This is a genomic window from Schaedlerella sp. (assembly GCF_056796775.1).
Map to the genome: position 1 here is coordinate 26,522 of NZ_JBQIKP010000027.1, position 24,921 is coordinate 51,442.

Annotated in this window: 24 protein-coding genes and 3 tRNA genes; 14 read left to right on the forward strand and 13 right to left on the reverse strand. The window is 51.1% G+C overall.

The genetic code is table 11. The annotated features are described in order from the left end of the window. Positions 1-11: 11 nt before the first annotated feature. From ACTOY7_RS12885 to ACTOY7_RS12910, 6 genes are all read right to left on the reverse strand, one after another. Positions 12-365 carry an Hpt domain-containing protein gene (locus ACTOY7_RS12885; RefSeq protein WP_394684622.1) on the reverse strand — a complete coding sequence of 118 codons (354 nt, stop codon included), beginning with the start codon at positions 363-365 and terminating at the stop codon, positions 12-14. Positions 366-470: 105 nt separating this feature from the next. Further along, on the reverse strand, positions 471-2,000 hold the full coding sequence (locus ACTOY7_RS12890) for an HD domain-containing phosphohydrolase (RefSeq protein WP_300824254.1): 1,530 nt from the start codon (positions 1,998-2,000) through the stop codon (positions 471-473). Positions 2,001-2,181: 181 nt separating this feature from the next. Beyond that, positions 2,182-3,060, reverse strand: a complete 879-nt coding sequence (locus ACTOY7_RS12895) for a sensor histidine kinase (RefSeq protein WP_482670706.1) — start codon at positions 3,058-3,060, stop codon at positions 2,182-2,184. Positions 3,061-3,102: 42 nt separating this feature from the next. After that, on the reverse strand, positions 3,103-3,909 hold the full coding sequence (locus ACTOY7_RS12900; protein WP_482670705.1) for an ABC transporter permease: 807 nt from the start codon (positions 3,907-3,909) through the stop codon (positions 3,103-3,105). Continuing rightward, complete coding sequence (locus ACTOY7_RS12905; protein ID WP_160280308.1) at positions 3,902-4,828, reverse strand: ATP-binding cassette domain-containing protein; 927 nt, start codon at positions 4,826-4,828, stop codon at positions 3,902-3,904. The genes ACTOY7_RS12900 and ACTOY7_RS12905 overlap by 8 nt, the downstream gene beginning before the upstream one ends. A gap of 81 nt (positions 4,829-4,909) precedes the next feature. Beyond that, entirely contained in the window at positions 4,910-5,644 is a 735-nt protein-coding gene (locus ACTOY7_RS12910) for a response regulator transcription factor (protein WP_300884244.1), read from the reverse strand. A 319-nt stretch (positions 5,645-5,963) separates the two neighbouring features. Here ACTOY7_RS12910 and ACTOY7_RS12915 point away from each other — a divergent pair. Further along, positions 5,964-6,035, forward strand: a tRNA-Glu gene (locus ACTOY7_RS12915). A 40-nt stretch (positions 6,036-6,075) separates the two neighbouring features. Further along, positions 6,076-6,147 (forward strand) — tRNA-Cys (locus tag ACTOY7_RS12920). 272 nt (positions 6,148-6,419) lie between these two features. On the opposite strand, the gene ACTOY7_RS12925 is transcribed toward ACTOY7_RS12920, so the two are convergent. The 5 genes from ACTOY7_RS12925 to trmB all read right to left on the reverse strand — a co-directional run bounded on the left by ACTOY7_RS12925 (position 6,420) and on the right by trmB (position 11,007). Next, positions 6,420-6,492, reverse strand: a tRNA-Lys gene (locus tag ACTOY7_RS12925). A 309-nt stretch (positions 6,493-6,801) separates the two neighbouring features. Further along, positions 6,802-9,495 carry an immunoglobulin-like domain-containing protein gene (locus ACTOY7_RS12930; RefSeq protein WP_482670704.1) on the reverse strand — a complete coding sequence of 898 codons (2,694 nt, stop codon included), beginning with the start codon at positions 9,493-9,495 and terminating at the stop codon, positions 6,802-6,804. Between the two features lie 174 nt (positions 9,496-9,669). Beyond that, positions 9,670-10,011: a thioredoxin family protein gene (locus ACTOY7_RS12935; RefSeq protein WP_300884241.1), complete on the reverse strand. Its 342-nt coding sequence runs from the start codon at positions 10,009-10,011 to the stop codon at positions 9,670-9,672. Between the two features lie 16 nt (positions 10,012-10,027). Beyond that, positions 10,028-10,171, reverse strand: coding sequence for a hypothetical protein (locus ACTOY7_RS12940; RefSeq protein ID WP_300822223.1), 144 nt, complete (start codon positions 10,169-10,171; stop codon positions 10,028-10,030). 134 nt (positions 10,172-10,305) lie between these two features. Then, a complete protein-coding gene (trmB, locus tag ACTOY7_RS12945; protein WP_160280311.1) occupies positions 10,306-11,007 on the reverse strand; it encodes a tRNA (guanosine(46)-N7)-methyltransferase TrmB in 702 nt (233 codons plus the stop codon). A 311-nt stretch (positions 11,008-11,318) separates the two neighbouring features. On the opposite strand from trmB, the gene ACTOY7_RS12950 reads away from it, so the two are divergent. The 9 genes from ACTOY7_RS12950 to ACTOY7_RS12990 all read left to right on the forward strand — a co-directional run bounded on the left by ACTOY7_RS12950 (position 11,319) and on the right by ACTOY7_RS12990 (position 19,921). Next, on the forward strand, positions 11,319-11,630 hold the full coding sequence (locus ACTOY7_RS12950) for a hypothetical protein (RefSeq protein WP_394683527.1): 312 nt from the start codon (positions 11,319-11,321) through the stop codon (positions 11,628-11,630). 4 nt (positions 11,631-11,634) lie between these two features. Next, positions 11,635-12,681, forward strand: a complete 1,047-nt coding sequence (locus tag ACTOY7_RS12955) for a V0D/AC39 family V-type ATPase subunit (RefSeq protein WP_300884239.1) — start codon at positions 11,635-11,637, stop codon at positions 12,679-12,681. After that, positions 12,678-14,624, forward strand: coding sequence for a V-type ATP synthase subunit I (locus ACTOY7_RS12960; RefSeq protein ID WP_482670703.1), 1,947 nt, complete (start codon positions 12,678-12,680; stop codon positions 14,622-14,624). The genes ACTOY7_RS12955 and ACTOY7_RS12960 overlap by 4 nt, the downstream gene beginning before the upstream one ends. Before the next feature lie 32 nt (positions 14,625-14,656). Further along, positions 14,657-15,091: an ATP synthase subunit C gene (locus tag ACTOY7_RS12965; RefSeq protein WP_125128484.1), complete on the forward strand. Its 435-nt coding sequence runs from the start codon at positions 14,657-14,659 to the stop codon at positions 15,089-15,091. Between the two features lies 1 nt (position 15,092). Next, complete coding sequence (locus tag ACTOY7_RS12970; protein WP_016297594.1) at positions 15,093-15,401, forward strand: V-type ATP synthase subunit F; 309 nt, start codon at positions 15,093-15,095, stop codon at positions 15,399-15,401. Positions 15,402-15,528: 127 nt separating this feature from the next. Next, positions 15,529-16,116, forward strand: coding sequence for a V-type ATP synthase subunit E (locus ACTOY7_RS12975; protein WP_300822217.1), 588 nt, complete (start codon positions 15,529-15,531; stop codon positions 16,114-16,116). After that, the gene (locus ACTOY7_RS12980) at positions 16,076-17,875 is read left to right on the forward strand and encodes a V-type ATP synthase subunit A (protein ID WP_394683526.1); all 1,800 of its coding nucleotides are present in this window, start codon (positions 16,076-16,078) and stop codon (positions 17,873-17,875) included. The genes ACTOY7_RS12975 and ACTOY7_RS12980 overlap by 41 nt, the downstream gene beginning before the upstream one ends. 15 nt (positions 17,876-17,890) lie before the next feature. Further along, the gene (locus ACTOY7_RS12985; RefSeq protein ID WP_160280317.1) at positions 17,891-19,282 is read left to right on the forward strand and encodes a V-type ATP synthase subunit B; all 1,392 of its coding nucleotides are present in this window, start codon (positions 17,891-17,893) and stop codon (positions 19,280-19,282) included. A gap of 15 nt (positions 19,283-19,297) precedes the next feature. Beyond that, positions 19,298-19,921 (forward strand): V-type ATP synthase subunit D, encoded by a 624-nt coding sequence (locus tag ACTOY7_RS12990; protein ID WP_394683525.1) that lies wholly within the window; start codon positions 19,298-19,300, stop codon positions 19,919-19,921. 59 nt (positions 19,922-19,980) lie between these two features. Here the strand turns inward: ACTOY7_RS12990 and ACTOY7_RS12995 are convergent, their stop codons facing one another. Continuing rightward, positions 19,981-20,244, reverse strand: coding sequence for a hypothetical protein (locus ACTOY7_RS12995; RefSeq protein WP_160280319.1), 264 nt, complete (start codon positions 20,242-20,244; stop codon positions 19,981-19,983). 87 nt (positions 20,245-20,331) lie between these two features. Here ACTOY7_RS12995 and ACTOY7_RS13000 point away from each other — a divergent pair, with 87 nt between their 5' ends. From ACTOY7_RS13000 to ACTOY7_RS13010, 3 genes are read left to right on the forward strand one after another with little or no spacing between them, the layout of a single operon-like run. Then, complete coding sequence (locus ACTOY7_RS13000; protein WP_160280320.1) at positions 20,332-20,817, forward strand: nucleotidyltransferase domain-containing protein; 486 nt, start codon at positions 20,332-20,334, stop codon at positions 20,815-20,817. Further along, positions 20,798-20,944, forward strand: coding sequence for a hypothetical protein (locus tag ACTOY7_RS13005; protein ID WP_482670702.1), 147 nt, complete (start codon positions 20,798-20,800; stop codon positions 20,942-20,944). The genes ACTOY7_RS13000 and ACTOY7_RS13005 overlap by 20 nt, the downstream gene beginning before the upstream one ends. Further along, on the forward strand, positions 20,926-21,252 hold the full coding sequence (locus tag ACTOY7_RS13010; RefSeq protein ID WP_482670701.1) for a hypothetical protein: 327 nt from the start codon (positions 20,926-20,928) through the stop codon (positions 21,250-21,252). The genes ACTOY7_RS13005 and ACTOY7_RS13010 overlap by 19 nt, the downstream gene beginning before the upstream one ends. 91 nt (positions 21,253-21,343) lie before the next feature. Here ACTOY7_RS13010 and ACTOY7_RS13015 read toward each other — a convergent pair whose 3' ends face one another. Next, positions 21,344-24,700: a UvrD-helicase domain-containing protein gene (locus tag ACTOY7_RS13015; RefSeq protein ID WP_482670700.1), complete on the reverse strand. Its 3,357-nt coding sequence runs from the start codon at positions 24,698-24,700 to the stop codon at positions 21,344-21,346. Positions 24,701-24,921 lie beyond the last annotated feature (221 nt).

Consider the following 24,921-nt stretch of genomic DNA (forward strand, 5'->3'; position numbering starts at 1 on the left):
ACTATTCCTCTTTATTCTGCCTGTAATTTCCGAACTGCCGCGAATGTCTTTTCATATTCTGCTTTCAGTCCGTCCAGCATGGAGGGAGTATAATCCTCCGGATGGCTGCGCAGCATCTCCGTCAATGTCTCGCTGGCCATATAAAGTCCGGTGAATCCCAGGTTCTGGCTGACTCCCTTCAACGTATGCGCGGCACGGAAGGCCTCGCTGTAGTCTTCGGCCTCCAGGGTCCTGCACAGACTGTCATAGCTTCCGTCGGCAAGAAACTTTAACGCAAACTTTTTGATCCTCTCGTCTCCACGGAAGCGGCCAAATACGCCTTCGTAGTCTCCATTGATCTGTTCATAACACTCTTTTACTGTCATCTCTATTATTACTCCTTCCAAAAAAACTATTTGTTAAAAAAATTCTTTTATATAAAAGCTTCCTCTTCCAACCACTTTTGTCAGATTCTGCCTTTTCATGAACTGCTATTCATCATGGTCGGCGAGCACCTTGCCGATCACGCCGAGATACTGCGGCTTTTCATCGTCAGACCAGATCGAACGGCAGACGATCTCACGGGCGCGTACCTTTCCGCCCACACTTGTCTTACATTTGAAGCGCACATCCGGCTCTTCCGGCGTCGCATTGTGAAGAAGCTCCTGAAGGTTCTGCCGGTCCTGGCTGCTCATAGATTCCAGAACCTTCTCTTTATTAAGCGGGTCCATCGTGATCTCGTCGAGCCCCAGACACTGCGCGCTCCACTCCGTCAGCGTCAGCACGGACGGGGAAACCGTATACTCGAACTGAATCTCTCTCGAAATCGACGCATAGAACTGATATTTCATCCTTTCCTCTTCCAGATACTGCAGCGCGCTGTTGGAATCATCCAGCTCTTCATGATGAAGGATCTCGTCTACAATGCTACGGATCTCCTTCTCATTTTTACTGGTCAGAGAAGCAGCCTTCATCTCTTCCAGAAGGCTGTCCGCCACATCCAGCAGGCATTCTATCAAAAGCGGATTGAACGTACCGCATTCTCCGTTCTGGATCATCTGCAGGGCCGTCTCGTGTGAAAATGCTTTTTTGTACACCCGTTCGCTGGTCAGCGCGTCGTAGACATCCGCCATGGAAACAACCTGGGCGCTGATCGGGATCTCCTCCCCTTTCAGGCCGTCCGGATATCCTCGGCCATCATACCGCTCATGATGCCACCGGCAGATCTGGTAAGCCACCTTGACCAGCAGCTCATCCTGATGGAACGGCAGATCCTTCAGCATGGAGGCGCCCACTGCGGAGTGGGTCTTCATCACCTCGTACTCCTCTGCCGTAAACCGTCCCGGCTTGTTCAGGACTTCGGAAGGAATGGCGATCTTACCGATATCGTGCAGCGCAGAGGCCATGGTGATCATATTGATATCCTCGTGGGACAGTTGATATTTGTCCGTTTTCCCAAGCAGGCTTTTCAGCAGAAGTTCCGTAATCGTCTGGATATGCAGCACGTGAAGGCCGCTTTCCCCATTCCGGAATTCCACGATATGGCTCAGGATCGTAACCATAAGGCTGGCATTCTTCTCTTTCTCAAACATCTGGTTCGTGACCATCTTGATGAGCTTCCTCTGCTTTGCGTAAAGCATGATGGTATTGATCACCCTTCGCTGTACAACCAACGAATCAAACGGACGGCTGATATAGTCCGTAACGCCCAGCTCATAAGCCCTCTGTACATAGGAAGGCATGCTCTCTGCGGAAATCATGATCACAGGCACATCTTCGATCCACTTCTTTTGATTCATGACCGCCAGGACTTCGAATCCGTCCATCTCAGGCATCACAATGTCCAGAAGGACCAGTGAAATCTGAGAACTCATCTGCTGCAGGATTGAAATTCCCTGTGCACCGTCCGCCGCTTCTAAAATCTCATACTGATCCTCCAGCATATCCGCCAGGATCATACGATTCATCTCAGAATCATCGACGATCAAAATCCTTTCTTTGTTTTTACTTTTCTCATTCATAAATCAATCATCCTCCATAACCATGATTTCTGACCTGTCAGTTTCGCGTATGTAATATCGCCCTGAAAAATAAATACTTTAGGGTCATCTGTCCATTCATCTATAAAAACCCGTTTATATTATACCATACCAAAGAAAAATGTCCAGACTCAAATACACTTAATCCTTTTTCAGCCACAAATTATTTCGAGAATTCCAGTATAACGCGCAGTTTTTCCCTTTCCAGCTCCGCCGCCGCGCTCCCGCCCATTCTTTCCATCAGTTCTTTTACGATAAACAGCCCAAGCCCGGAGGATCCTTTCCTCCGGGCTGAATCTGCCTTATAAAACCGTTCAAAAATCTGTTTTGGATCCGGCCTGCTGGTTTCCGATACGGTATTTTCGAAAATCAGGCGCCGGCTATTTTGAGTGATCACGAGATTTCCCGTACCATGCAACAGGGCGTTGCGGATCAGGTTATGGAAAATGCGTCTCAGACATTCTTCATCCGCCCATACGCGGAGTTCCTCTGATGTAAACAGAACCTCCGGCGAGATCCCCTTTTCCTCAAACTGCTGATACATCCCCACCAGACAGTCGCTGAGCAGGGGAAGCACCTGCACCTCCTGAACCGACAGTTCAAAATCACCGCCGGTCAGTTTTGTAAACAGGAAAAGTTCCTCCAGCATGTCTCCAAGCTCTTTCAGCCTGCCCTGCGCAGCCTGCAGATAATATGCCCTCCTGTCCTCCTCCCCGCATTCCCCGGCAAGCTGTACATAACCGGAAGCTCCGGCAAGGGGAGTCCGGATATCGTGGGCCAGGGCGGTAATATTCCGCTTGAGCTGTTTTTCCGCCTTTTCATATAGAATCCGGTCCCGCTCCTGCTTCCTCTGCAGTCTGTTCAAGGTTCTGCACAGCTTCAGCACTTCTCTCCGGCGGCTGTACACTCCCAGCTCCATATGGCTTCCCCGTTCCATTTCCTCCAGTTGTCCACAGATCGAACGAAGCTCCAGAATACTGCGGATATGCTGCGCCAGAAGCCACACGCACAGGATCATGAATATTATCAGTGCAGCGATCATAACAAAACGCCTCCCTTCACAGATTGCTGCAGGCGAATCCGGTCAGATATCCCGCTTTTGCAGCACGATCCCCGCAAGCAGAGAATACAGGATCAGGAATCCCGCGCCCAGAGCGAACACCCGCAGATCCTGCAGGGACGTATACTTGGACGGCCCCGCAGAGATTGTCATATAAATGCTGTATTTCATCCAGTCTCCCAGATGGAAGAGGGCGAAGATCTGATTCAGAATATCCACAATCGTCCCGCTTCCCAGCAGGATAGCCGCAAGCACCCCTGCCGCAGTGCTCCGGGCGCACACACAGATCAGGAGCAGGAGCCCTGCAAATGCCGTGGTCAAAAGCCATATCCAGGCCATATAAAACAACACAGCTCTCAGATCTGCCAAGGGAATCATCTTTCCAAACAAACCATTCAGTAGCAATACAAACAGATAGTTCAGGAGCAGATACAGAATATTCAGGGTCGCTGCCGCCAAGAGTTTGCTCCCCACATATACCCAGCGGTTCTGGTAGAGTGCCATGATATTTTTCACAAAACCGTTCTTATAGTCCATGCATACAAACAGGATCACGCAGATCCCGAATATCGCGCAATACGCTCCGCCGTCCAGGCTGATCTGCCGGAACATCTCCAGCGTATCCACACCATCCAGTATCATCTGATAATCCTGCGCCTCTGCAGCCGTGAGCATCCCGATGCGGATCGCCGTCTTCTGTCCCTGGGGCACAGCCAGCAGCCACATCATGGTATATACAAAGGCAGATGCCAGGAGCAGCAGCCCCAGGCAGACATACACCGATCTGCTTCGTTTCATCCTGTACAGATCCATACGAAATAAATTAAACATCTGCCCTTCCCCCTTCCATACGGCTGATAAAATATTCCTCCAAGTCCATATGGTGGAAACCCGAAGCATACACCTGAACCTGTTTTTCTACCAGGAGCCGGATCAGTCCTGCCCCTTCTGACAGCCCATAGACGCGTACCAGGCGGCTGTCTGCCACCTCTGCCCGGACCTTCGGAAATGCCTCCCCGATCAATACCAGGGCCCGGCTGACGTCATCTGCCTCAATCTGAAAATAGTCCATGCATTTTTCTTCTAGAGCCTCACTGGTGATCTGCTCGATCATCTGCCCGTCCTTGATGATCCCGTAGACAGTGGAGATCTTGCTCAATTCCCCCAGGATGTGGGAACTGATCAAAATGGTCTTTCCCGTCTCATGGAGCCGCAGCACGAGCCGGCGCAGTTCTCGGATTCCCTCCGGGTCCAGGCCGTTGATGGGTTCATCCAGGATCAGGAGATCCGGATTCCCCAGCATTGCCAGCGCAACTCCCAGTCTCTGCTTCATCCCCATGGAAAAATGCTTTACCTTCTTTTTCCCGGTATCCGCAAGCCCTGCCAGGAGCAGTGCTTCATCCACGCTCCTTTCATCCGCAAGGCCCATACACCTTGCCTTCATCACCGCGTTCTGCCTTGCCGTCATATTGGGGTACAGTCCCGGCGCCTCGATCAGCACGCCCATCCGCCTGCGGACTGCCGGATCGCTGACCGGCTTTCCGAAAAGGCGGATCTCTCCTTCCGCAGGTCTTGCAAGCCCGCAGAGCATTTTCATAGTGGTCGATTTTCCAGCCCCGTTTTTGCCGATAAATCCGTAGATCTCTCCCTCCCGTACAGACATGTCAAGCCGATTCACCGCGGCCTTTTTCTGATACATTTTCGTCAGGCAGACCGCTTCCACGGCCAGCCCCTTTTCCTGCTCCTTCATCAATGCTTCTCCCTTCCGCTATACTGATTCCTTACAAAAGCAAGTATAATCCTCCAGGTTTTAAAAAGTGCTCAGAAAAGTTTAAGAAAGTTTAAAGCCCATTCCCCACACCGTCTGGATGTAGGAATCCGTACCGCTCTTTTTTAGTTTGGAACGGATATTGCTGATATGTACGTTGATCGTTTTGTCCTCGGCAAGATACTCCTCTCCCCACGCGTATTCGTAGATCATCTGTTTGGTAAAGACACGCCGCGGATTGCGGATCAGCAGCTCCATGATCAGAAATTCATGTCTGGTCAGCTCCACCAGCTGCCCGTCTGCCGTCATTTCCCAGGTATCCGGATTCAGTGTCCAGTCCCGGTAGGTGTAAGCATGCCGCTCATATTCCGCGCCTTCCTTCCCGGACGCTTTTTTCCTCTGCTCTGCTGCCGCCGCTCCCGCTTCTGTCCCATTCCGGTCCCGGTTCCGGCTGCGCAGGCGGATCTGGATCCGCACGAGAAGCTCCGGCAGGTCAAAGGGCTTGCAGATATAGTCCTCCGCCCCGGCAGACAGCACATCTACCTTGCTGTCCAGTCCGCTCTTCGCGGACAGTACGATGACCGGAACGGTTTTGGAAAACAGGGAGACCAGCTCCTCCCCCGGAATCCCGGGAAGCATCAGATCCAGGAGCACCAGATCAAAGTTTTCCATCAAAAACAGAAGCTTCCCCTCGCTGCCAGAATAGGCCTGTGCGCAGGAATATCCATGCCCCTCCAGATAATCCCGGATGATCTGATTATTCTCCGCATCGTCCTCCACAATCAAAATCCTCTGCATGTGTCCCTCCTCGTAATAATTTGTCACCAATTTCCGCCAGGAAATTGATGACCTGCTTGCGCATCGGCGCAATTCATTATAATTTGTCACCAATTTCTGCTAAGAAATTGATGACCTGCTTGCGCATCGGCGCAATTCATTATAACAGAAAAAGACTGTAAAGTAAAAAATTTTTGTCCTGAAAATCGCATGAATTCAAGCGGAAAATCTGCCTCACAAAAAAAATCCAAAATTAAATAAATAAAATGCTTGCAAAACAGGTGATTATGTGCTAGTATAATTATCGGTCACCATGAAGGCGGCGGTTGTTTATGATTAAGGCTCCGTGGTCAAGCGGTTAAGACATCGCCCTTTCACGGCGGTAACACGGGTTCGATTCCCGTCGGAGTCATTGATGCACGTTTGTGAGACAATTGCATATTTTAGATTAAGGCGCAGTAGCCAAGTGGTAAGGCGTGGGTCTGCAACACCCTGATTCACCGGTTCAAATCCGGTCTGCGCCTCTCAAAAAAGCCTGGGAACTTGATGTTTCCAAGGCTTTTTTTCTGTATATACGAACGCAATATCGTATTCTGGATTTCTTCGGCGGCCATTTTGGCGGCAGCATCCGGATTCCCCCAAAAAATTCCTGCCGTATCATTCCTTTCTATCCCTTCTGGATTTTTCCTGAGCATTTCACTTCGCTCTCTCACCACCCCAGTGTTTTCAAGGCTCTTGGGTAAAAAAAACCACCGTCCCCACAGCTTCTATTGTCTGCAAAAACAGTGATTTCTAATGCGCGATCAGGGGCTCGAACCCTGGACACCCTGATTAAGAGTCAGGTGCTCTTCCAACTGAGCTAATCGCGCATATATGTGATTTTTCTTATCTTGTACTGTTTCCTCAACAGCACAAAAATTATTATATCCGATGACGACAAAAAAATCAAGTACTTTTTTTATTTTTTTGAAATTTTTCTAAATTATTTGTAACAGTTCGTTGAAATCCCTCTGAATTCCCTGTCGGGACATGCACAAAATGGCTGTTTCTGGCATATGACCCACTCCAATTCTGTTTTCCTTTCGCCAAAAGTTTCCTGCTTGTCTTTAGAAAAAAATCCCCGCGGAAACCGCGGGGATTTTTGAATCTGCCATCCTATTCGCCCGAACCTGTCAAAATCACCTTTCGTTCTTCTTTCCGGTACGGCGTAAAACCTGTATCCCTTTTATCGTCGCGCCGCACAGAATGACGAGAACCGCATAGATCAGGATCTGCATCGTGTCACCGGTCACAGGACTCCTGTTCATATTCGTATTGGTGTTCGTCTGGTTATTCGTATTGGTCTGGTTGTTCTGATTATTGTTATTTTGGTTATTCTGCGAACCTGTCGTTCCGGAAGTTGTCGTATCCTGAGGATTCTGTTTCGGTGTATCTGTCGTCTCTGAGGACCACCCGATGGCGATCGGAGACAATCCATATACCGTGAACTTGATTCCGTCTACCGTTTCCTCGATATCCGCCGGATGCTCAATCTCTCCCGGTGAAGATGTATACATATCTTCCACAAACATATGGCTTATAACAATATCCTTCACATTTCTCGGCATACCGCCCGGATACGGCAGCGTAACCGTCAGTCCTCCCTCCGGGAAGGTTTCATCCGTCACTTTGACCCAATCGGAAGCACTCTCATCACTCAGGCTTCCTGCATCTGCATTCTCCTCGTCCGCGCCGTCCTCACTCAGGCTCTCTTCGTCTTCGCTCTCCGCCGGATCCGTTGCCTTGTCCTGCCAATACAGCGATACATCATAAACCGCAACGTTTTCTTCCGGAATCCCTTCCTGGCTGAGATCCTCCCTCAGCGCCGACTCAATCTTCGGCGGTGTGTTCAGATTCCTGTCCTTCTGCAACGTCTCAGGCACCGAAGAAACGCCGTCTTCCATCTCCAGCTTATACTTTAACCCGTCTTCCGGCTCCGAAGTCTCAATCTGCGGATCCGGAAGCCTGGTGATGGATGTGATCTTACCGTTCAGCTCCGGAAGCTTCTCGGGCATCTCATAATTATCAGCCTTCTCGCTCTTGCTCAGGCGAACCTCCTTGTCTTTCTTCCAGTTCAGGGTCACCGTCTGCCTTCCCGGCACGATTTCCGAATATGTGCCGGTCAGATTTTCACTGCCAAAGCTGAACTCGGAATTTCGGTCCTTGTCATTTGGCAGGATTCCTTCCAGCTTGATCTCTCCGTAAAGCGTCGCATTCTTGTCCGTAATCCGGTCTGCCCGGTCTATCGCGTACAGCCCGCTTGTATCCCAAGCCAACTGTTTCTTGCCGACATTCAGCGTATAAGAAGCTTTATCTCCGCCGGTACTTTCCGCCGTGATCACAGCCGTACCCGCTCCCTGTATCGTCACCTTTCCGCGTTTGCTTACCGTTGCAACCGTTGTATCGCTGCTGGAATACTTGACTTTATTGCTTTCCTCATAACCGGCCACAGCTTCTATAAAGGAATCATCCCCGTAAACCTTTTCCACCGGTTCCGTGACATTAAACTTAAACTCCGACGCAGTTTCCGTCGTCTTCTCCTTATCTTCACCCTCTGTCTTCACTTCGTCGGACTGCCCCGGCGTCTTTTCTTCCTCTTCGTCTTCCGGCACATCCACCCTCATGATCCCTTCCGGATCCTCCTGATCCGGTGTTTCGGTGCTGCCGCTGCCCTTCACAAAGAGCTTCGCTTCCTCATTATTATCTTCATTTGCCAGAGAAAGGATCTGACTGCCGTATACCTTTCTCGATTCGCCGCCGTACTGGTATGTGATCGACGACCACCCATTGTTATATGTATAACCGGAATCCACACTGCCTGACAGCTCATCCGTCATGAACAGTCCGGTGCCTTCACCGATCGTCCCTGCGTCACAGTTGGTCACATCCACCAGATAGCTCTCGCCGTCACTGCCGCCGACCTTGACAATGTTCCACATATGTTCGCCGGCCCCCGCACCCGCGTCCGTGACACCGGTCACCGTATGGCATTCCACGTCGTTATCAAAGTCCGACAGGTCGCACAGATATTGAAACGCCTTCGCATAGCCCTCGCATACCACATTCGAGTACATATCATCATCAAATACATTGATCACCTGGTAGGAATTCCCATAGAGCGGACTCTGCTGAGCCTCATAATCATAGGTGACCAGATCGCAGATCGCGTTGCGGTAGTTCAGCAGCTTGTCATAATCCGTACAGTTCTGGTTCGTATCCACAATGGACTGGGCCTTCTGCCTCGCCGCGTCCACCGTGCCCATATATGCGCTGTTCACCTTATAAAGCTCCGCGTCGCTCACCCGGTAAGGCGCGGAAACCTTGAAGCTGAACACGATCGTCCCGTCGTCATAGTATTTGCAGTAAACACCGTCAGTCTCTTTGCCGTTCTCGATCGTCTTGGTCTTGTCATGCCAGTAGAGGTCGAACGGACAGTCATTCAGAAGGTATGTCACGATCGTGTTGACATCCACCTGAGCCAGAGTCGAAGCGGAATACCTTGTCTTCAGCGCAAACGCAGTCGAAGTCTCTTCTCCCCTTGCCACTTCCCCTATCGAAAGCTTGAGCGCATTATAGATCGCCGCGTCCGCACTCTTTAAGCCCTTCCCGTCCGCAGAGTATGCCACAGCTTCCGAGCGTTCCTGGGAGACGTTCCTCTCGCCCTGCACGGCATCCTCGATATCCTCCAGCGATACCCCGACCAGCGCATCCTCATTACCGGGAAGCTCTCCCCCTGGCATTGATGAAACTGCGGAAGCCGTTCCGCCGCCGGCCACAGCAAGCGTTAGAGCCATGACCATACCGCGTCTGAATCGGTTTTTCCATTCACCCATGTCTGTTCCCCTTCTTTCTGCCGTATAAATTTATAGTTATGGTCCACGCCCTGCCCGGGCGTGAACCCTCTGTCAGCATATAGCTCATACATAATACATCTTAACATTTTGAAAATATTTGTCAACCCATATTGCCGGAGGTCACGAAAAAAACACAGAATAATTTTTTCCAGCTCACCCGGAAATTTCCAGTCCAATCTCGTCCCGTATCATATCCAGGACCACCTCCCGGTTCAGAACCCCGGCCGCGGCCGATACCGGCTCTCCGTTCCGGAATATGACAAAGGTCGGCACGATCTCTACCTGGAACTGCTCCGCTAAGTCCGCCGAATCCTCGATCTCGATTTGGCAGACCTTGAAGCAGCCTCCGCAGTTTGCGGCAGCCAGATCCACCGTGTCCTCCATCATGGCGCATTTTGAGCACCAGTCGGCAAAAAACTCTACAAGGACCGGTATGTCTGACTCCAGGACCTCCTGCCGGTAATTTTCTGAGGTCACTCTTATTTTCATCGACATCACCTGCTTTTTCCTCTCAGCTTCCATGGCAGCTGTCCATATTCAAGATCCTGTAAACCTCGTCAAGCGAGCGTTTCAGGCACATCAGCTTCCGGTTCCACTCCGGCCTGCAGTACAGCTTTTCGCAAATGCAGTTCTGCCATCCTTTTCTTCTTTTCATCCACATCCCTTCCCACTTCTAATAAAATTTTCTTCCCATGCTTATTATATGCAGGAAAGCGCGGATCCGTAACTTTGCAAATTCATTCCCGATACTTATTAAATGCATCCATTCCTCACTTTATGCATCCGATATCAGCAGCTTACGGCAGCGATCAGCTTAAAGATCGGGTTCCCCATTGCAGAAAATTTTTCTTCATACTCCGTCATGATATTTCCCGCGTTCATCACTTCATTATGATGCAGATCCCGTGTATGCATTTTCAGCTCCCATCCGGCCGTTCCTTCCACCTGATCCAGCGAAAAGTCAAAGAGCGCCCTGTTATCCGTCTTAAATTCCAGCTCTCCGCCTGGCACAAGCACCCGGGCGTATCTTTCCAGAAAACCGGATGAGGTGAGACGCCGCCGCGCATGCCGCGCCTTGGGCCATGGATCTGAAAAATTCAGATAGATCCTGTCCACCTCTCTGGGCGCAAAGACCTGTTCCAGCTCACAGGCATCCATACAAAGGAAGCGTACATTGTCCAGGGCATGGAAGCCTTTTCCGTCAGACTCTTTCGGTTCCTCACACGCTCCCTTCTGTCCGTATCTGTCATATTTTTCAAGCGCCCGCAGAAGCACGCTGGAATACCGTTCCATTCCTATATAATTGATCTCCGGATGCTCCTGTGCCATTCCCAGCAAAAACCGCCCTTTTCCCATACCGATCTCAATCCGAATGGGACGGTCATTCCCAAACACCTGCTGCCAGCGGCCCCTCCGGCTCTCCGCATCCATAATCACAGCCTCATGGGACTGCACCACACTGTCCGCATGGGGTATATTTCGAAGTCTCATAGCATTTCTCCTTCTCTTATCATCGACAGCTCTTTCGCTTCTTGGAGCAGGCTGCCATCCCGACACAATCTGAATCATTTTGGGACGGAATCTATTATACCATCCCCTCCCCAAAACCACAATTCTTCCCGCCCCTGTTTCTACCTATTAAAATATCTTTTCGCATTTTAAACAAAAAAGAATTTAAAATTCTGTTTAACCTTGTAAAAAATAACATTGCTTTTTTCGAAAAAAAGAGTATGATAATAATGAAAAAACAAGAAAGAAACTATAAACTTTTTCACACTCACAAACTACATGGGGAGGCTACTATGGAATCTATTGTAAAAAAGCTATCTGAGATAGAATCTGCCGCTTCTGCAATTGTTGAGCATGCGGAAGCGCAAAAGGAAATCCTCGACCACGAGTACCGCGAAAAGCGAAACCGCTTTGACACGGATTTGGAAACGAGGACGAACCAAAAAATCCTGGAGATCCAGCATGACCTTGCCGAGAAGACCAGCGCGCTGTTAAAGGCGCAGATCGGCGGCCGCAACGATACCATCGCTGCTCTCGAAAAGGAATACGAGGAACGGCACACATGGTATGCACAGACAATTTTAAAACGGATCACAGAGGTATAAAAGCATGGGAAATCTACTAGCCTACAGTGGAATCGTAACCAAGCTGAAAGCCATGGAAGCAAGGCTTCTGACAACGGAGAATTTTGAAGAGATCGCCTCACTGCAGAGCGTACCGGACGCAGTCAATTATCTGCGCGATAATTCCTCCTACGCCTACGTATTGAATCTGCTGGACGAAAGCCGGCTGCACCGCGGCGATATCGAAAAGATATTGACCCGGCAGCTTTACCACGAATACTCCAAGATCTACCGCTTCTGTGGGTTAAAGCAGCGGGAATTTCTTTCACTTTACGTGAAGCGCTACGAGATCGATCTGATCAACTACTGCCTGCGTATCGTGATTAACCGCTATGCCGAGCCCTTTGACCTGAACTACAAAAAGGAGTTTTTTGACCGGTATACCCAGATCTCCATCGAGAAGCTGATCACCTCAAGGACCACCAATGAGCTGATCGAAAATCTGAAGGATACCGAGTACTATGAGCCTCTGCACAGGCTTTTGGACAATCCGGCGGTCACGCTCTATGATTACGACCTGACACTGAGCCAATACAATCTTTCCACACTGTGGAAAAAGCGAAAAAAAATATTACGAAAAAAAGAGCTGGCGTTCTATACAAAAATATGCGGTTCCAAGATCGACCTGCTGAATCTGCAGTGGATCTACAGGGCCAAAAAGTATTACAATATGGAACCCGCCAACATCTACACCCTTCTCGTCCCGATCCACTACAAGGTATCGGCCGAGGGGATCAAGGAGATGATCGAGGCCCCAGGCATCGAGGAATATGAGGCATTGCTCCGGAAGACATCCTACGCGCGGCATTATGACTTCGGGCAGAAGCTTACCATCGAGCAGATGTACTCCGAATGCCTGGACCGCCTGTACAGGGGGGAACGGCGGCAGAACCCGTATTCCATCGCCGCGATCACTACTTATCTGTTTTTAAAAGAGGAAGAACTACGAAAGCTGACGACCGCCCTGGAATGTATCCGCTACGGCTTATCATCCAGTGAGACGCTGGCTTATATTGGAGGTAAGACGCAATGATTGTAAAAATGAAATTCATCAATATCTCCGGCCCCCGCGATGATATCGACCGCGTGATTGATCTCTATCTCTCCAAGTACGAGATCCAGCTGGAATCCGCGCTTTCCGAGCTGAAGACCGTCGATAATCTGAGGCCCTTTATGGAGATCAATCCGTACCGGGAGGCATTGGGACAGGCAGAACAGTTTACCGCCCTTTTGGAAGACCCGGACCAGATCACACCGGACACCAAGCTGGGACTGGACGGCATGTTTGAGCTGATCCGAAATACAAGCACGGACTATCAAAGCCTGCAGGAGAAAAAAGAAAAGTTAAAAAAGAAGATCGAAGAGCTTCATAACCGCCAGCTGGTCATCGCTCCTTTCCGGCCGCTGGACTGTAATCTGAGCGAGGTGCTGAACTACAAGTACATTACCTACCGCTTCGGAAAGATCCCGGTAGAATATTATTATAAGATGCAGAAATATCTGATGGAGGACCTGGAGTCCATCTTCGTGGAAGGTGAACGGGATGAAAGCTATGTATACGGCGCCTACTTCGTCTCTCCCAGGGACGCGCAGAAGTCCGATGCCATTTTCCGTTCCCTGCACTTTGAACGGATCACGCTGACGGATATCTTTGAGGGAACTCCGGCTGATGCCTACCACAAGCTGCAGCGTGAGGTCAGCAAAAATATGAACCAGATCGAAGAGCTGGAAAAGGAAGCCGCGCAGCTGCTTTCCGCGCGGGCACCCCAGCTTGTGGCAGCGAAAAAGCGTCTGGAAGAGCTGTCCAATAACTTTGATGTCCGCAAGATGGCCGCACGGATGGAGGACAATCAGGAAGACTACTATATCCTGTGCGGATGGATGTCCGAGGGGGATCTGGAAAAGTTCCAGAAGGATATCGCAAACGACGACAAGGTCTTTGTTGTGGTCGTAGACGACCGTGAGACCCACTTCGGCGCGCCTCCGACCAAACTGAAAAATCCGAAGCTGTTCAAGCCCTTTGAGATGTATGTCCAGATGTACGGGCTTCCGTCCCATGACGAGATGGACCCGACGGTGTTTGTGGGCCTGACCTATTCCTTCATCTTCGGCGCCATGTTCGGAGATGTGGGGCAGGGGCTTCTGCTGCTCATCGGAGGCGGACTGCTGTACTGGTTCAAAAGGATCCCGCTGGCAGGCATCGTGGCCACGGCAGGTATCTTTTCCACGATATTCGGTTTTATGTTCGGAAGCATCTTCGGATTTGAGGATATCATTGACGCGGTCTGGCTGAGGCCCATCGAGCATATGACCATGCTGCCCTTCGTCGGCAAGCTGAACACCGTATTCGTTGTCGCCGTCGCCTTTGGTATGGGGATCATCATACTGGCCATGATCCTGCATATCATCAACGCGTTCCGGTGCCATGATCTGGGCGATGCCTGGTTTGACGTGAACGGCGTGGCAGGACTCGTATTTTATGCGTCCATTGTTGTGACCATTGTATTATTCATGACCGGACACAAGACACCGGGCGGTATCGTCATGGCTGTGATGTTCGGAGTGCCGCTGCTTGTGATCCTGTTCAAGGAACCCCTGACCAAAAAGATCGAGAAGCGGGCGGAAAAAATGGAAGAGAGCAAGGCCATGTTCCTGGTACAGGGCTTCTTCGAATTGTTCGAGACGATGCTGAGCTACTTTTCCAACACCCTCTCCTTCGTGCGTATCGGCGCGTTTGCAGTGAGCCACGCGGCCATGATGGAGGTCGTCCTGATGCTGGCAGGCGTGGAAAAAGGCAATCCCAACTGGATCGTTGTGATCCTGGGCAACCTGTTCGTATGCGGCATGGAAGGACTGATCGTCGGAATCCAGGTGCTCCGACTGGAATATTATGAGATGTTCAGCCGGTTCTACAAAGGTTCCGGACGTGCATTTGATCCATATACAAAGACAAGCAAAAAGAAAAATACACATTAAAAAATTTATTTGATATTTAGGAGGATTTTATTATGACAACCGCAACAAAAATCGTATTTATCGCTGCATTGATTCTGAGCATCATCATTCCTTTCGGATATTATCTGATCGGTGAAAAGAACAAGAACCGCTATAAGACAGCCATCGGAGTCAATGCCTTCTTTTTCTTCGGAGCATTTGCCATCGCGTCCATCATGCTGCTGGGCGGCCCGCAGGTACACGCGGCAGAGGACGCGGCATCTCAGGCAGCTATGGCAACGGGCCTTGGCTATATCGCAGCCGCACTGGTTACCGGTTTATCCTGTATCGGCGGCGGTATCGCCGTAGCAAGCGCGGCAAGTGCGGCGCTGGGCGCGATCAGCGAGGATTCCAGTGTTCTTGGTAAGTCCCTGATCTTCGTAGGTCTGGCAGAAGGTGTATGTCTGTACGGACTGATCATCTCCTTCATGATCCTGGGAAGTCTGTAAGATGAAGATGTATCTGATCAGTGATAATGTCGATACCTATACAGGAATGCGTCTGGCAGGCGTGGACGGCGTCGTGGTGCATGAACGCGACGAGCTCCGGGAGGCACTGGAAAAAACATTGACGGATAAATCCATCGGCATCGTTCTTCTGACGGAAAAGTTCGGGCAGGAATTTCCCGAGATCCTGGACCAGTTCCGTCTGGAACGGCAGATGCCCCTGCTGATCGAGATTCCTGACAGGCACGGAACCGGCCGTAAGAAAGACTTTATCACATCCTATGTAACCGAAGCAATCGGACTAAAGCTATAAGTGAGCCGTTTGTGTTACTGTCCGCACCCCGGCCGGATGCTCACAGTAAACAGCCGGTTCCCTGTGAATACACGGCAGGGGCCCCAAACGGCAGCAGCAAGAACATATATAAAAGGAGGTACCCCTCTTGACTCTGGAAGAAAAACTCTCACATTTACAGGCATCCTCCATGGAAGAGGCGCGGGCGGAAGGCAATGCGATCATTGACAACTACCGCGAAGCCCTGGAAAAGGTATTGAAGGACCATAAAGAGGAAATGCGCTGGCAGTCTGAGACGCGTATCAAGGCGGAGCAGTCCAACGCCAGGCATATGCTGAATCAGGCAAACGCCAGGACACAGCTTGAGCTGAAAAGAAAGACCGGCAAGGTACAGGTCGAGCTGAAAGACAAGATTTTTAAAGAAGCGCATGAGCTGGCGGAAGAATATATGCAGACAGACGCCTATGAGGACTATCTCATCAAATCGATCCGCAAGGCAACCGCATTTGCCCCGGGCGAAGAGATGACCATCTATATCAATCCCTCTGACGAGCCGCGGCAGGCCGCACTGGAGGCGGCAACCGGCACACGGCTGACGTTGAGCTCAGAGGATTTTATCGGCGGGACACGGGCTGTCATCCGGGATCGCAATATCCTGATCGACAACTCATTTTCCACCCTGCTCCGCAACGAGTATGACAGATTTATCTTTACAGGAGGTGACGGAATTGGATAATATCGGAACAATCTATGGTGTCAACGGCCCCGTCATCTATCTGAAGGGCAATACAGGCTTCCATATGCAGGAAATGGTATACGTCGGAAAGGAAAAGCTGGTAGGCGAGGTCATTGCATTGGATAAGGACATGACCACGATCCAGGTATATGAGGAAACCACCGGGCTCCGTCCGGGCGACCAGGTCATTGCGACCGGAAGCGCCGTGTCCGTGACCCTGGCTCCCGGCATTCTGAACAATATCTTCGACGGGATTGAGCGTCCCCTGGAAAAGATTTCCGAGACAGGCGGCGCATTCATTACCCGCGGTGTCAGCGTGGATTCTCTGGACCGCGCGAAAAAGTGGCGCGCGCATATCGTCGCTTCCGTCGGCGATCATCTGACCCCGGGCGAGATCATTGCCCTGGTGCCGGAGACCCGTGCCATCGTACACAAATGTATGGTTCCCCCGGACGTGGAGGGAGACGTGATCAGCGTCGTTTCAGACGGCGAATATACCATTGACGAGACACTGGTCACCCTGCAGCTGGCAGACGGCTCCACGAAGGAACTGACCATGACCCAGCACTGGCCCATCCGTGTGCCAAGACCCACCAACAACCGTTTCCCGGCATCGGTTCCGCTGGTGACCGGACAGCGAATCATTGATACCATGTTTCCCATCGCCAAGGGCGGTACAGCCGCCATTCCCGGCGGATTCGGAACCGGTAAGACCATGTCCCAGCATCAGATCGCAAAGTGGTCTGACGCAGATATCATTATCTATATCGGCTGCGGCGAGCGCGGAAATGAGATGACGCAGGTTCTGGAGGAATTCTCCGAGCTGACCGACCCCCGGTCCGGCAATCCTCTGATGGACCGGACCACCCTGATCGCCAATACGTCCAACATGCCGGTGGCTGCCCGTGAGGCCAGCATCTACACCGGACTGACGCTGGCGGAATATTACCGGGATATGGGCTATGACGTAGCCATCATGGCGGATTCCACCTCCCGTTGGGCGGAGGCTTTAAGAGAGCTCTCCGGACGTCTGGAGGAGATGCCCGCCGAGGAAGGCTTCCCGGCTTACCTGGCATCCAAGCTGTCCGCATTCTATGAGCGGGCCGGCATGATGCACAACCTGAACGATACGGACGGATCCGTGACCATCATCGGCGCGGTCTCCCCCCAGGGCGGAGACTTCTCCGAGCCCGTCACCCAGAACACCAAACGATTTGTCCGCTGCTTCTGGGGGCTGGATAAGAGCCTGGCCTATGCAAGACATTTCCCGGCCATCCACTGGCTCACCAGCTACAGCGAATACCTGACCGACCTGGCGCCCTGGTATCAGGACCGGGTGTCACCGAAGTTCGTAGACTACCGGAACCGGCTGATGGCCCTTCTGAACTCCGAGAGCAGCCTGCTGGAGATCGTAAAGCTGATCGGAAGCGACGTGCTTCCCGACGACCAGAAGCTGATCCTGGAGATCGCCCGTGTCATCCGTCTGGGATTCCTGCAGCAGAACGCCTTCCACAAGGACGATACCTGCGTGTCCATGGAAAAGCAGTTCCTGATGATGGAAACCATTTTGTACCTGTATAAAAAGTCCCGTGCGCTTGTGACCATGGGGCATCCGATGTCCGTGCTGAAGTCGGAGAACATCTTCGACCGGGTCATTTCCATCAAGTATGATGTACCCAATGACCGCCTGGAAATGTTCACTCAGTACCATCGCGATATCGACGAATTTTACCAGCGCGTCCTGGAAAAGAATGCATAAGGAGGGAATGATGCCATGTCAATTGAATATTTAGGCTTAAGCAGTATCAACGGCCCTCTGATCGTCCTGGAGGGCGTGCAGGGTGCGTTCTATGACGAGATCGTGGAATTTGTGATCGGCGGCAAGGAGCGCAAGATCGGGCGTATCGTGGAGATCTACGAGGACCGCGCGGTCATCCAGGTATTCGAGGGTTCTGAAAATATGTCCCTGAAAAATACCCACACCCGGCTTACCGGGCATCCGATGGAGATCACGCTCTCCCCGGATATGCTGGGACGTACTTTTAACGGCATCGGCCAGCCCATCGATGACCTGGGCCCCATCACCTCCGCTCTGCGGCGGGATGTGAACGGCCTGCCCCTGAACCCGGTAAAACGGGAATATCCAAGAAACTATATCCATACCGGAATCTCCGCCATCGACGGACTAACCACCCTGATCCGCGGCCAGAAGCTGCCGATCTTCTCCGGAAACGGCCTTCCCCACGACCAGCTTGCGGCGCAGATCGTAAAGCAGGCCTCCCTGGGAGAGGGGTCGGACGAACAGTTCGCCATCGTATTTGCCGCTATGGGCGTCAAGCATGATGTGGCAGATTTCTTCCGTCGTGCCTTCGAGGACAGCGGCGTGGCCGATCATGTAGCCATGTTCCTGAATATGGCAAATGACCCGGTGGTGGAACGTCTGATCACGCCCAAGGTGGCGCTGACGGTTGCGGAGTATCTGGCATTTGAAGAAAATATGCATATCCTGGTCATCCTGACGGATATGACTTCCTTTGCCGAGGCCATGCGTGAGGTGTCCTCCTCCAAGGGAGAGATCCCAAGCCGAAAGGGATACCCGGGATATCTGTACAGTGAGCTGGCGACCCTGTATGAGCGCGCCGGCATCGTCCAGGGCGTGAGCGGCTCCGTAACACAGCTGCCCATCCTGACCATGCCCAATGACGATATCACCCATCCGATCCCGGATCTGACCGGGTACATCACGGAGGGGCAGATCGTACTGGATCGGACGCTCCACGGGCAGTCCATCTATCCGCCCATCAATATCCTGCCTTCCCTGTCCCGTCTGATGAAGGACGGCATCGGGGCCGGCTACACCAGGGAGGACCACCAGGATCTGGCCAACCAGCTGTTCTCCGCTTACGCGAAGGTAGGTGACGCCCGGAATCTGGCCTCTGTAATCGGCGAAGACGAGCTGTCGCCTACAGACAAGAAATACCTGGCATTCGGAAAGGATTTTGAAACCCGCTACATCGGGCAGGGCGTGAACGAAAACCGGAGCATGGAAGCGACTCTGGATCTTGGCTGGGAGCTGTTGGGCCGCCTTCCCAGGGAAGAACTGGACCGTGTGGACACGAAGATCCTGGATAAATACTACAAGCCGATGCCGGAGGAAGACGAGTAAAGGAGGCTGTGCCCTATGGATCCACGAACATTTCCAACCAAAGGAAATCTAATGCTGGCGAAGAACTCACTGGCGCTTGCAAGACAGGGCTATGACCTGATGGATAAGAAGCGGAATATCCTGATCCGCGAGCTGATGTCGCTGATCGACGAAGCCCGGGATATCCAGGATGAGATCGACAGCACCTTTACCTATGCCTACCAGTGCCTGCAGCGTGCCAATATCGAGCACGGGATCAATATGGTCTCTCAGCTCGCCTATACGGTTCCGATCGAAAATTCCATTTCGATCCGTACCCGAAGCATCATGGGAACCGAGATTCCCCATGTGAAGTACACCCCGGTCCATGACCTGCCCACGTACGCATTCAGTACCACCCGGGAATCCATTGATCAGGCGACCAAGGCATTCCAGAAGGTAAAGGATCTGACCGTAAAGCTGTCCATGGTGGAAAATGCGGCCTACCGGCTGGCTTCCAATATCAAAAAGACACAGAAGCGCGCCAACGCGCTGCAGAACATCACGATCCCCATGTATACTGAGCTGGTCAGCAGCATCACGAATGCATTGGAGGAAAAGGACAGAGAAGAATTTACACGGCTGAAGGTCATCAAAAGGATGAAGATGAAGAAGGACTGAAGATATCTGATCGAACAAAAAAAGCTGCCGGCGGTAGGGCAGCTTTTTTTGTAAGGGACTTACTTTATTGCATTCCAATATCCTGACTTATTCGATCCTACCCTCTCGATGTATCCAAAACTCTTTAGAACTGTAGCAGCTCCCCATCTCCCCCGCACAGAGCCAAAGCCACCCCCGATATCCCTGCCATCAGAGATGCACTGTAATATTCCTGTACCGGCACTCTGTCCAGTTCCAGAATCCTTTATCAGACCTGGTATTGTTTCCTTTGGATATAGTACACGATTTTTTGCATGCATGAACAAAAACGGCTTTTTTTCCAAATTTCTGACCTTTAGTTTTTTCTATTGACATCCTTTCGTAAAACAGGCACAATATTAATAGGAACTGGACTGCGGCGAGGTGATAGAATGAAACTGGATTCCTGGGAGAAACGGCGGGAACTTCTGGTACGTTTTCAATCAGAACTGATTCAGGCGTTTCCTGATGAAAGTGATTACAATGTATATGTATTCGGCAGCTTTATACGCCGGGATTTCAAACCTGGAATCAGTGATATTGATCTGATCATATATTGTAATGATTTTTTGAAGCGCTGCGATATTTATGATTTCTGCAGCCAATTTTTCGAACAGGAGCAACTGCCGTGTGATATTCTGGAATATTCTTACATGCCGGAAGGTTATATCTTCGCAACAGGTATCTTGAACGCCTTCCCCATGACAGATTATTATCCAAAAGCATTGCGGGATGAATTGTATGTCATCACGAGAAATTATCAGCGGTATCTGGAACGCCAGGAGATCAGAAAAAAATATTTGAGATGGGATTATCTGATCAATAAAGCAAGATTAGAAAAAGAGGAGGAACGGGCGCATGGTAGACATTCCGAATGAGATCCAGGAGCTGGGGTTTCATGTGCAGATAAAACCGGAAAGTGTTGAAAAAACAGTATACAATAACCTTGTGATCATCCATCAGCAAAGCAGGCGTTCCGTGACATTATGGCATTTATCGAAATAGCGGAAAAAGGAACGGCATACGAAGAATCTCTCCGGTATTATGTACGCCAATACTTTAAGAGAGGCATTCCGAAAACAGAAAATGAAAAAAAAGCCGTAGATTTTTTAACGAAACGAAATAATCTGGTTCATGATTATTTTAGTATAGACCAGATAAATTTTGATCTGGTGAAAAATCTTTCTGATTTTGGAGATGGTTTTTCTGATATTGCTAAAAATATAAAAGATTACTGTATTCAAAACTTTCCAGAATTAGCGCTTGGACAGGATCTGGAAAAAACTTTGAAATCCAACATTCGTAAAAAATGATACTGTGAAAAAAACTGATGTGTAAAAGAGTCCGCCGGAAGCAGGCATTTCCACAAGACTCTCTGTGCAAATTTCCTTCCCCGGCAGCTTTTTATTTCATAAAGTCAAACAGGCTCATCTGTCTGCCATTTCCCATATTCTTATGCGAACGAGCTTTTTCCCTGCTCACTATTTCCTTTGGAATATCTTTCAAAAAGGCAGATTCTTCTTTTGATGTGGTAAGGATCAATTCCTCTTTTGCCCGGGTAAGTCCAACGTAAAACAGGCGGCGTTCTTCCTCTTCATCCGAACTGTATTTTTCACTTTCAAAGGGAAGCATTCCCTTTCGCGCTCCATAGATCATCACCACCGGAAACTCCAGCCCCTTCGAACCATGCAGGGTCATGAGCGTCACCGCGCCCGACGTGTACCGTTTCTCCCCGCAGCGTTTCAGGTCACTCTCCACTCCCAGATCCAGCGCCTCCGTAAATTCCGGCATCGTCTGGTAAAAGACGGCTGTCCGGTACAGCTTTCCCATGCCTTTCTTCTCTTCCAGATTCAGGTCTTTCATCCATTCATCCAGGATTTTCTGGGGCTTTTTCTTTTTCATAAAGGGCCGGTACTTTTCAGCCATATTTTGATAAATGCTCTCGGTCATGTCGCCGGCTTCCAGGTTCCACAGGAGCTTCAATGCCGTCTGCCCGGCCAGGCGGTTGTCCGGCTGTGTCAGACTCTTGAAGAAGCTCACTGTCCCCCGCACGGCAGACTCCATAAGATAATCATCCCGGCCGGCCACCACATAGGGGATCCCTTCTTTTCTCAGGCAGTTCTCCAAAAGATCTGCCTGACGCCGGGTCCGGTACAATACCGCAATATCCTCAAGGCTCCTCGCACGCCCCTCGCTCTCCGGGAATATCTCCTGTGCCTCCAGCATCCCGATTCCCCCGGCCAGACGGTTGATCTCCTTTGCCGCGAAAATCGCTTCGGAAATCTCGCTGTCTGCTTCCACGATCCGAACCGGGACACCCTCCGGCCTGTTTGGCCTCAGCAGCCTTTTTCCTCCCGGATTCCGGGAAATCACTTCGGAGGCCGCTGACAGAATCTGAGGAGCAGAACGATAATTTTCTTCCAGGGTGATCCGGCTGGTCTGAGGAAATTCTTCCGAAAGCCTTTGGAAGCACCCGGCATCGGCTCCGCGGAAGCCGTAAATCGCTTGATCCTGATCCCCGATCACAAATAGTTCCTTTCCTCCCTCGTTCCATGCCTTCATCAGCTCGTACTGCAGGGGGCTGATATCCTGAAATTCATCCACCATGAGATAGGAAAACTGCCCCGCATCCGCATGTTTTCTGTTTTCTTCCGCCTTCTCCCGCACAAGCCGTAAGGCTTCCAAAAGGATATCGTCAAAGTCGAGAGCATTCCAGTCCCGAAGGCTCCTCTGATATACGTGGAATGCAGTTTTCAGCTTTTCCGTGTCATCAGGCATGTCATGCGTTGATTCTGTTTCTCTCCGTGCATCCACTAATGGATTCAACCCCGTCTTATAGTTAGAAATCCACATCAGAAACCGGGAGACTGACATATCCAGACCATACGCCTTTATGATCCTGCCTGCCAGATCCCGCATCTCCATATCTCCCGCAAGGGAAAACTCTACCCCATTTTCTTTCAATACCTTCCAGGCAATCGAATGGAATGTACCGATCTGCAGTTTTCTCGCGGCTGTCCCCTTCCCCAGCTGCCTGCGTATCCGCTCCCGCATCTCTCCCGCCGCCTGGTTGGTGAATGTCACTGCGGTAATACAGGAAGGCTTTACCCGCCTTGTCTCCAGAAGATAAAGGATATGAGCCGCCAACGTGCCCGTCTTTCCAGTCCCCGGACCGGCGGTGACCGCAGCGACCCGGTCGATCGACTCAATGGCCTTACGCTGGTTTTCGTTCCATGTATATCTGGCTGGCTCCGCTGTTCCTGCAATTCCCGCAGAGATTCCGGCTGTCCTTCCTTTCTCCGACACTTCCGAAGCACGTTTCCGCGGTTCTACAGATCCTTGCGAAAGCTCCCGCATTTGCTCGCAGTTGATTCCTGTATCTGAAGCCTGCATTTGCTCTGCCATTTTCTGCACGTTGTCACCGGTACTCTTACCGGCTTCCTCGGGGAACCTCTGCCCGGACTTCGTTCCATCCGGCAATGTCCCAACCATTTCGAACAGGCTCAGCTGTCCTTCCAGCTCATCCAGCTCCCCCTGAGTAAACAGCCGTATGATACCATATTCTCCATCGAATCCGGGCAGTCTTGTAACCTCGCCTTTTCTCAATCTTCCGATCCCTTCCGAGATTAGGATTCCGGACACGCTTCGGATCTCTTCCAACGGGATCTCCCGAAGTATGGGGAATTCCGGTCCCAGCTTTTGGAGCAGATTTCGGTATTCCCGCTCTACCCTGGCGCTGGCGGAAGAGAGTCCTACCGAAGCGCCGATGATCTCCGGCAGCGGAACCAGGCTTTCGAAGCGCGCGGCGTGCTCCTTTTGATACCCCTCCGGCCTGTCGGAGAGCTGCTCCACCCGATGGGATACCCCGATCGTCAGCTTCCGCCCGCAGACCGGGCAGATCCCCCCGTACTTTTCCGTTTCCGTAGGCGCCAGGCAGAGACCGCATTTCCGATGCCCGTCATAATGATACTTGCCCTCCTCCGGGAAAAACTCAATGGTGCCTTCCAGTCCTTTTCCGGTCTGGACCGCATCCTTTAACTCTCCATAGGATAAACCGATATCCAGCAGATTCGCCTCCCGCCCCAGCTTTGCCGGAGAGTGGGCGTCTGAGTTGGAGATCAGCTGGTAGCGGTCCAGGGCAGATACACGCCAGTTCATGGGCGGATCAGAGGACAGCCCGGTCTCCATGGCATGGATATGGGAGGACAGGTCGCCATAGCATTCTTCCACCGTGTCAAAGCCGGAAAACGCGCCGAACAGGGAAAAATGCGGTGTCCAGATGTGGGCCGGGACATACACCGACTCTGGGCATAATTCCAGAAGGATCTCCAGCAGATCATGGCAGTCCAGTCCCAGGATGGGCCTTCCGTCTGAATGAATATTTCCGATGGCTTCCAGCTTCCGTGAGATTACCTCTGCCTCTTCCAGCCCGGGCAGGAGGATCAGGCTGTGTACCTTCCGTACCCGGTCATATTTCTTGTAGATCGAGCTGATCTCCCCGGTAATGACAAAATGCGGCTGCATGGTGTCTGCAGCCGTATTATCTTCGATCCGGTACTCCTTTTTTAATACGTAAAGGCCGTTTCCCGCAGGCTCCAGCTTTTCGGCAAGCTCCTCACGCCATGCCGGATGTGTAAAATCCCCGCTTCCTACGATCCCGATGCCCTTACGCCTTGCCCAAAGATCCAGATATTCCGGCGTACAGTCCTTGCTGGTCGCCCGGGAATAACGGGAATGGATATGTAAATCTGCTATGTACATGAAAAAACCTTCTTTCATTTAAAATCATAGTTTAAATATGGAAATTATCTATATATTTTCCATGTCCAGTCTATATTTTCATACATTTCTTCCGAATGACTGTTTTTAGTGTATCATATCACAAAGCAGATGTGAACCCATTAATTTGATTATAGCCGCAGGGCACTGAACATCCAGTGGACATTCGCTTAGCGCAGACCGAAGCGGAGCGTAGACATTTC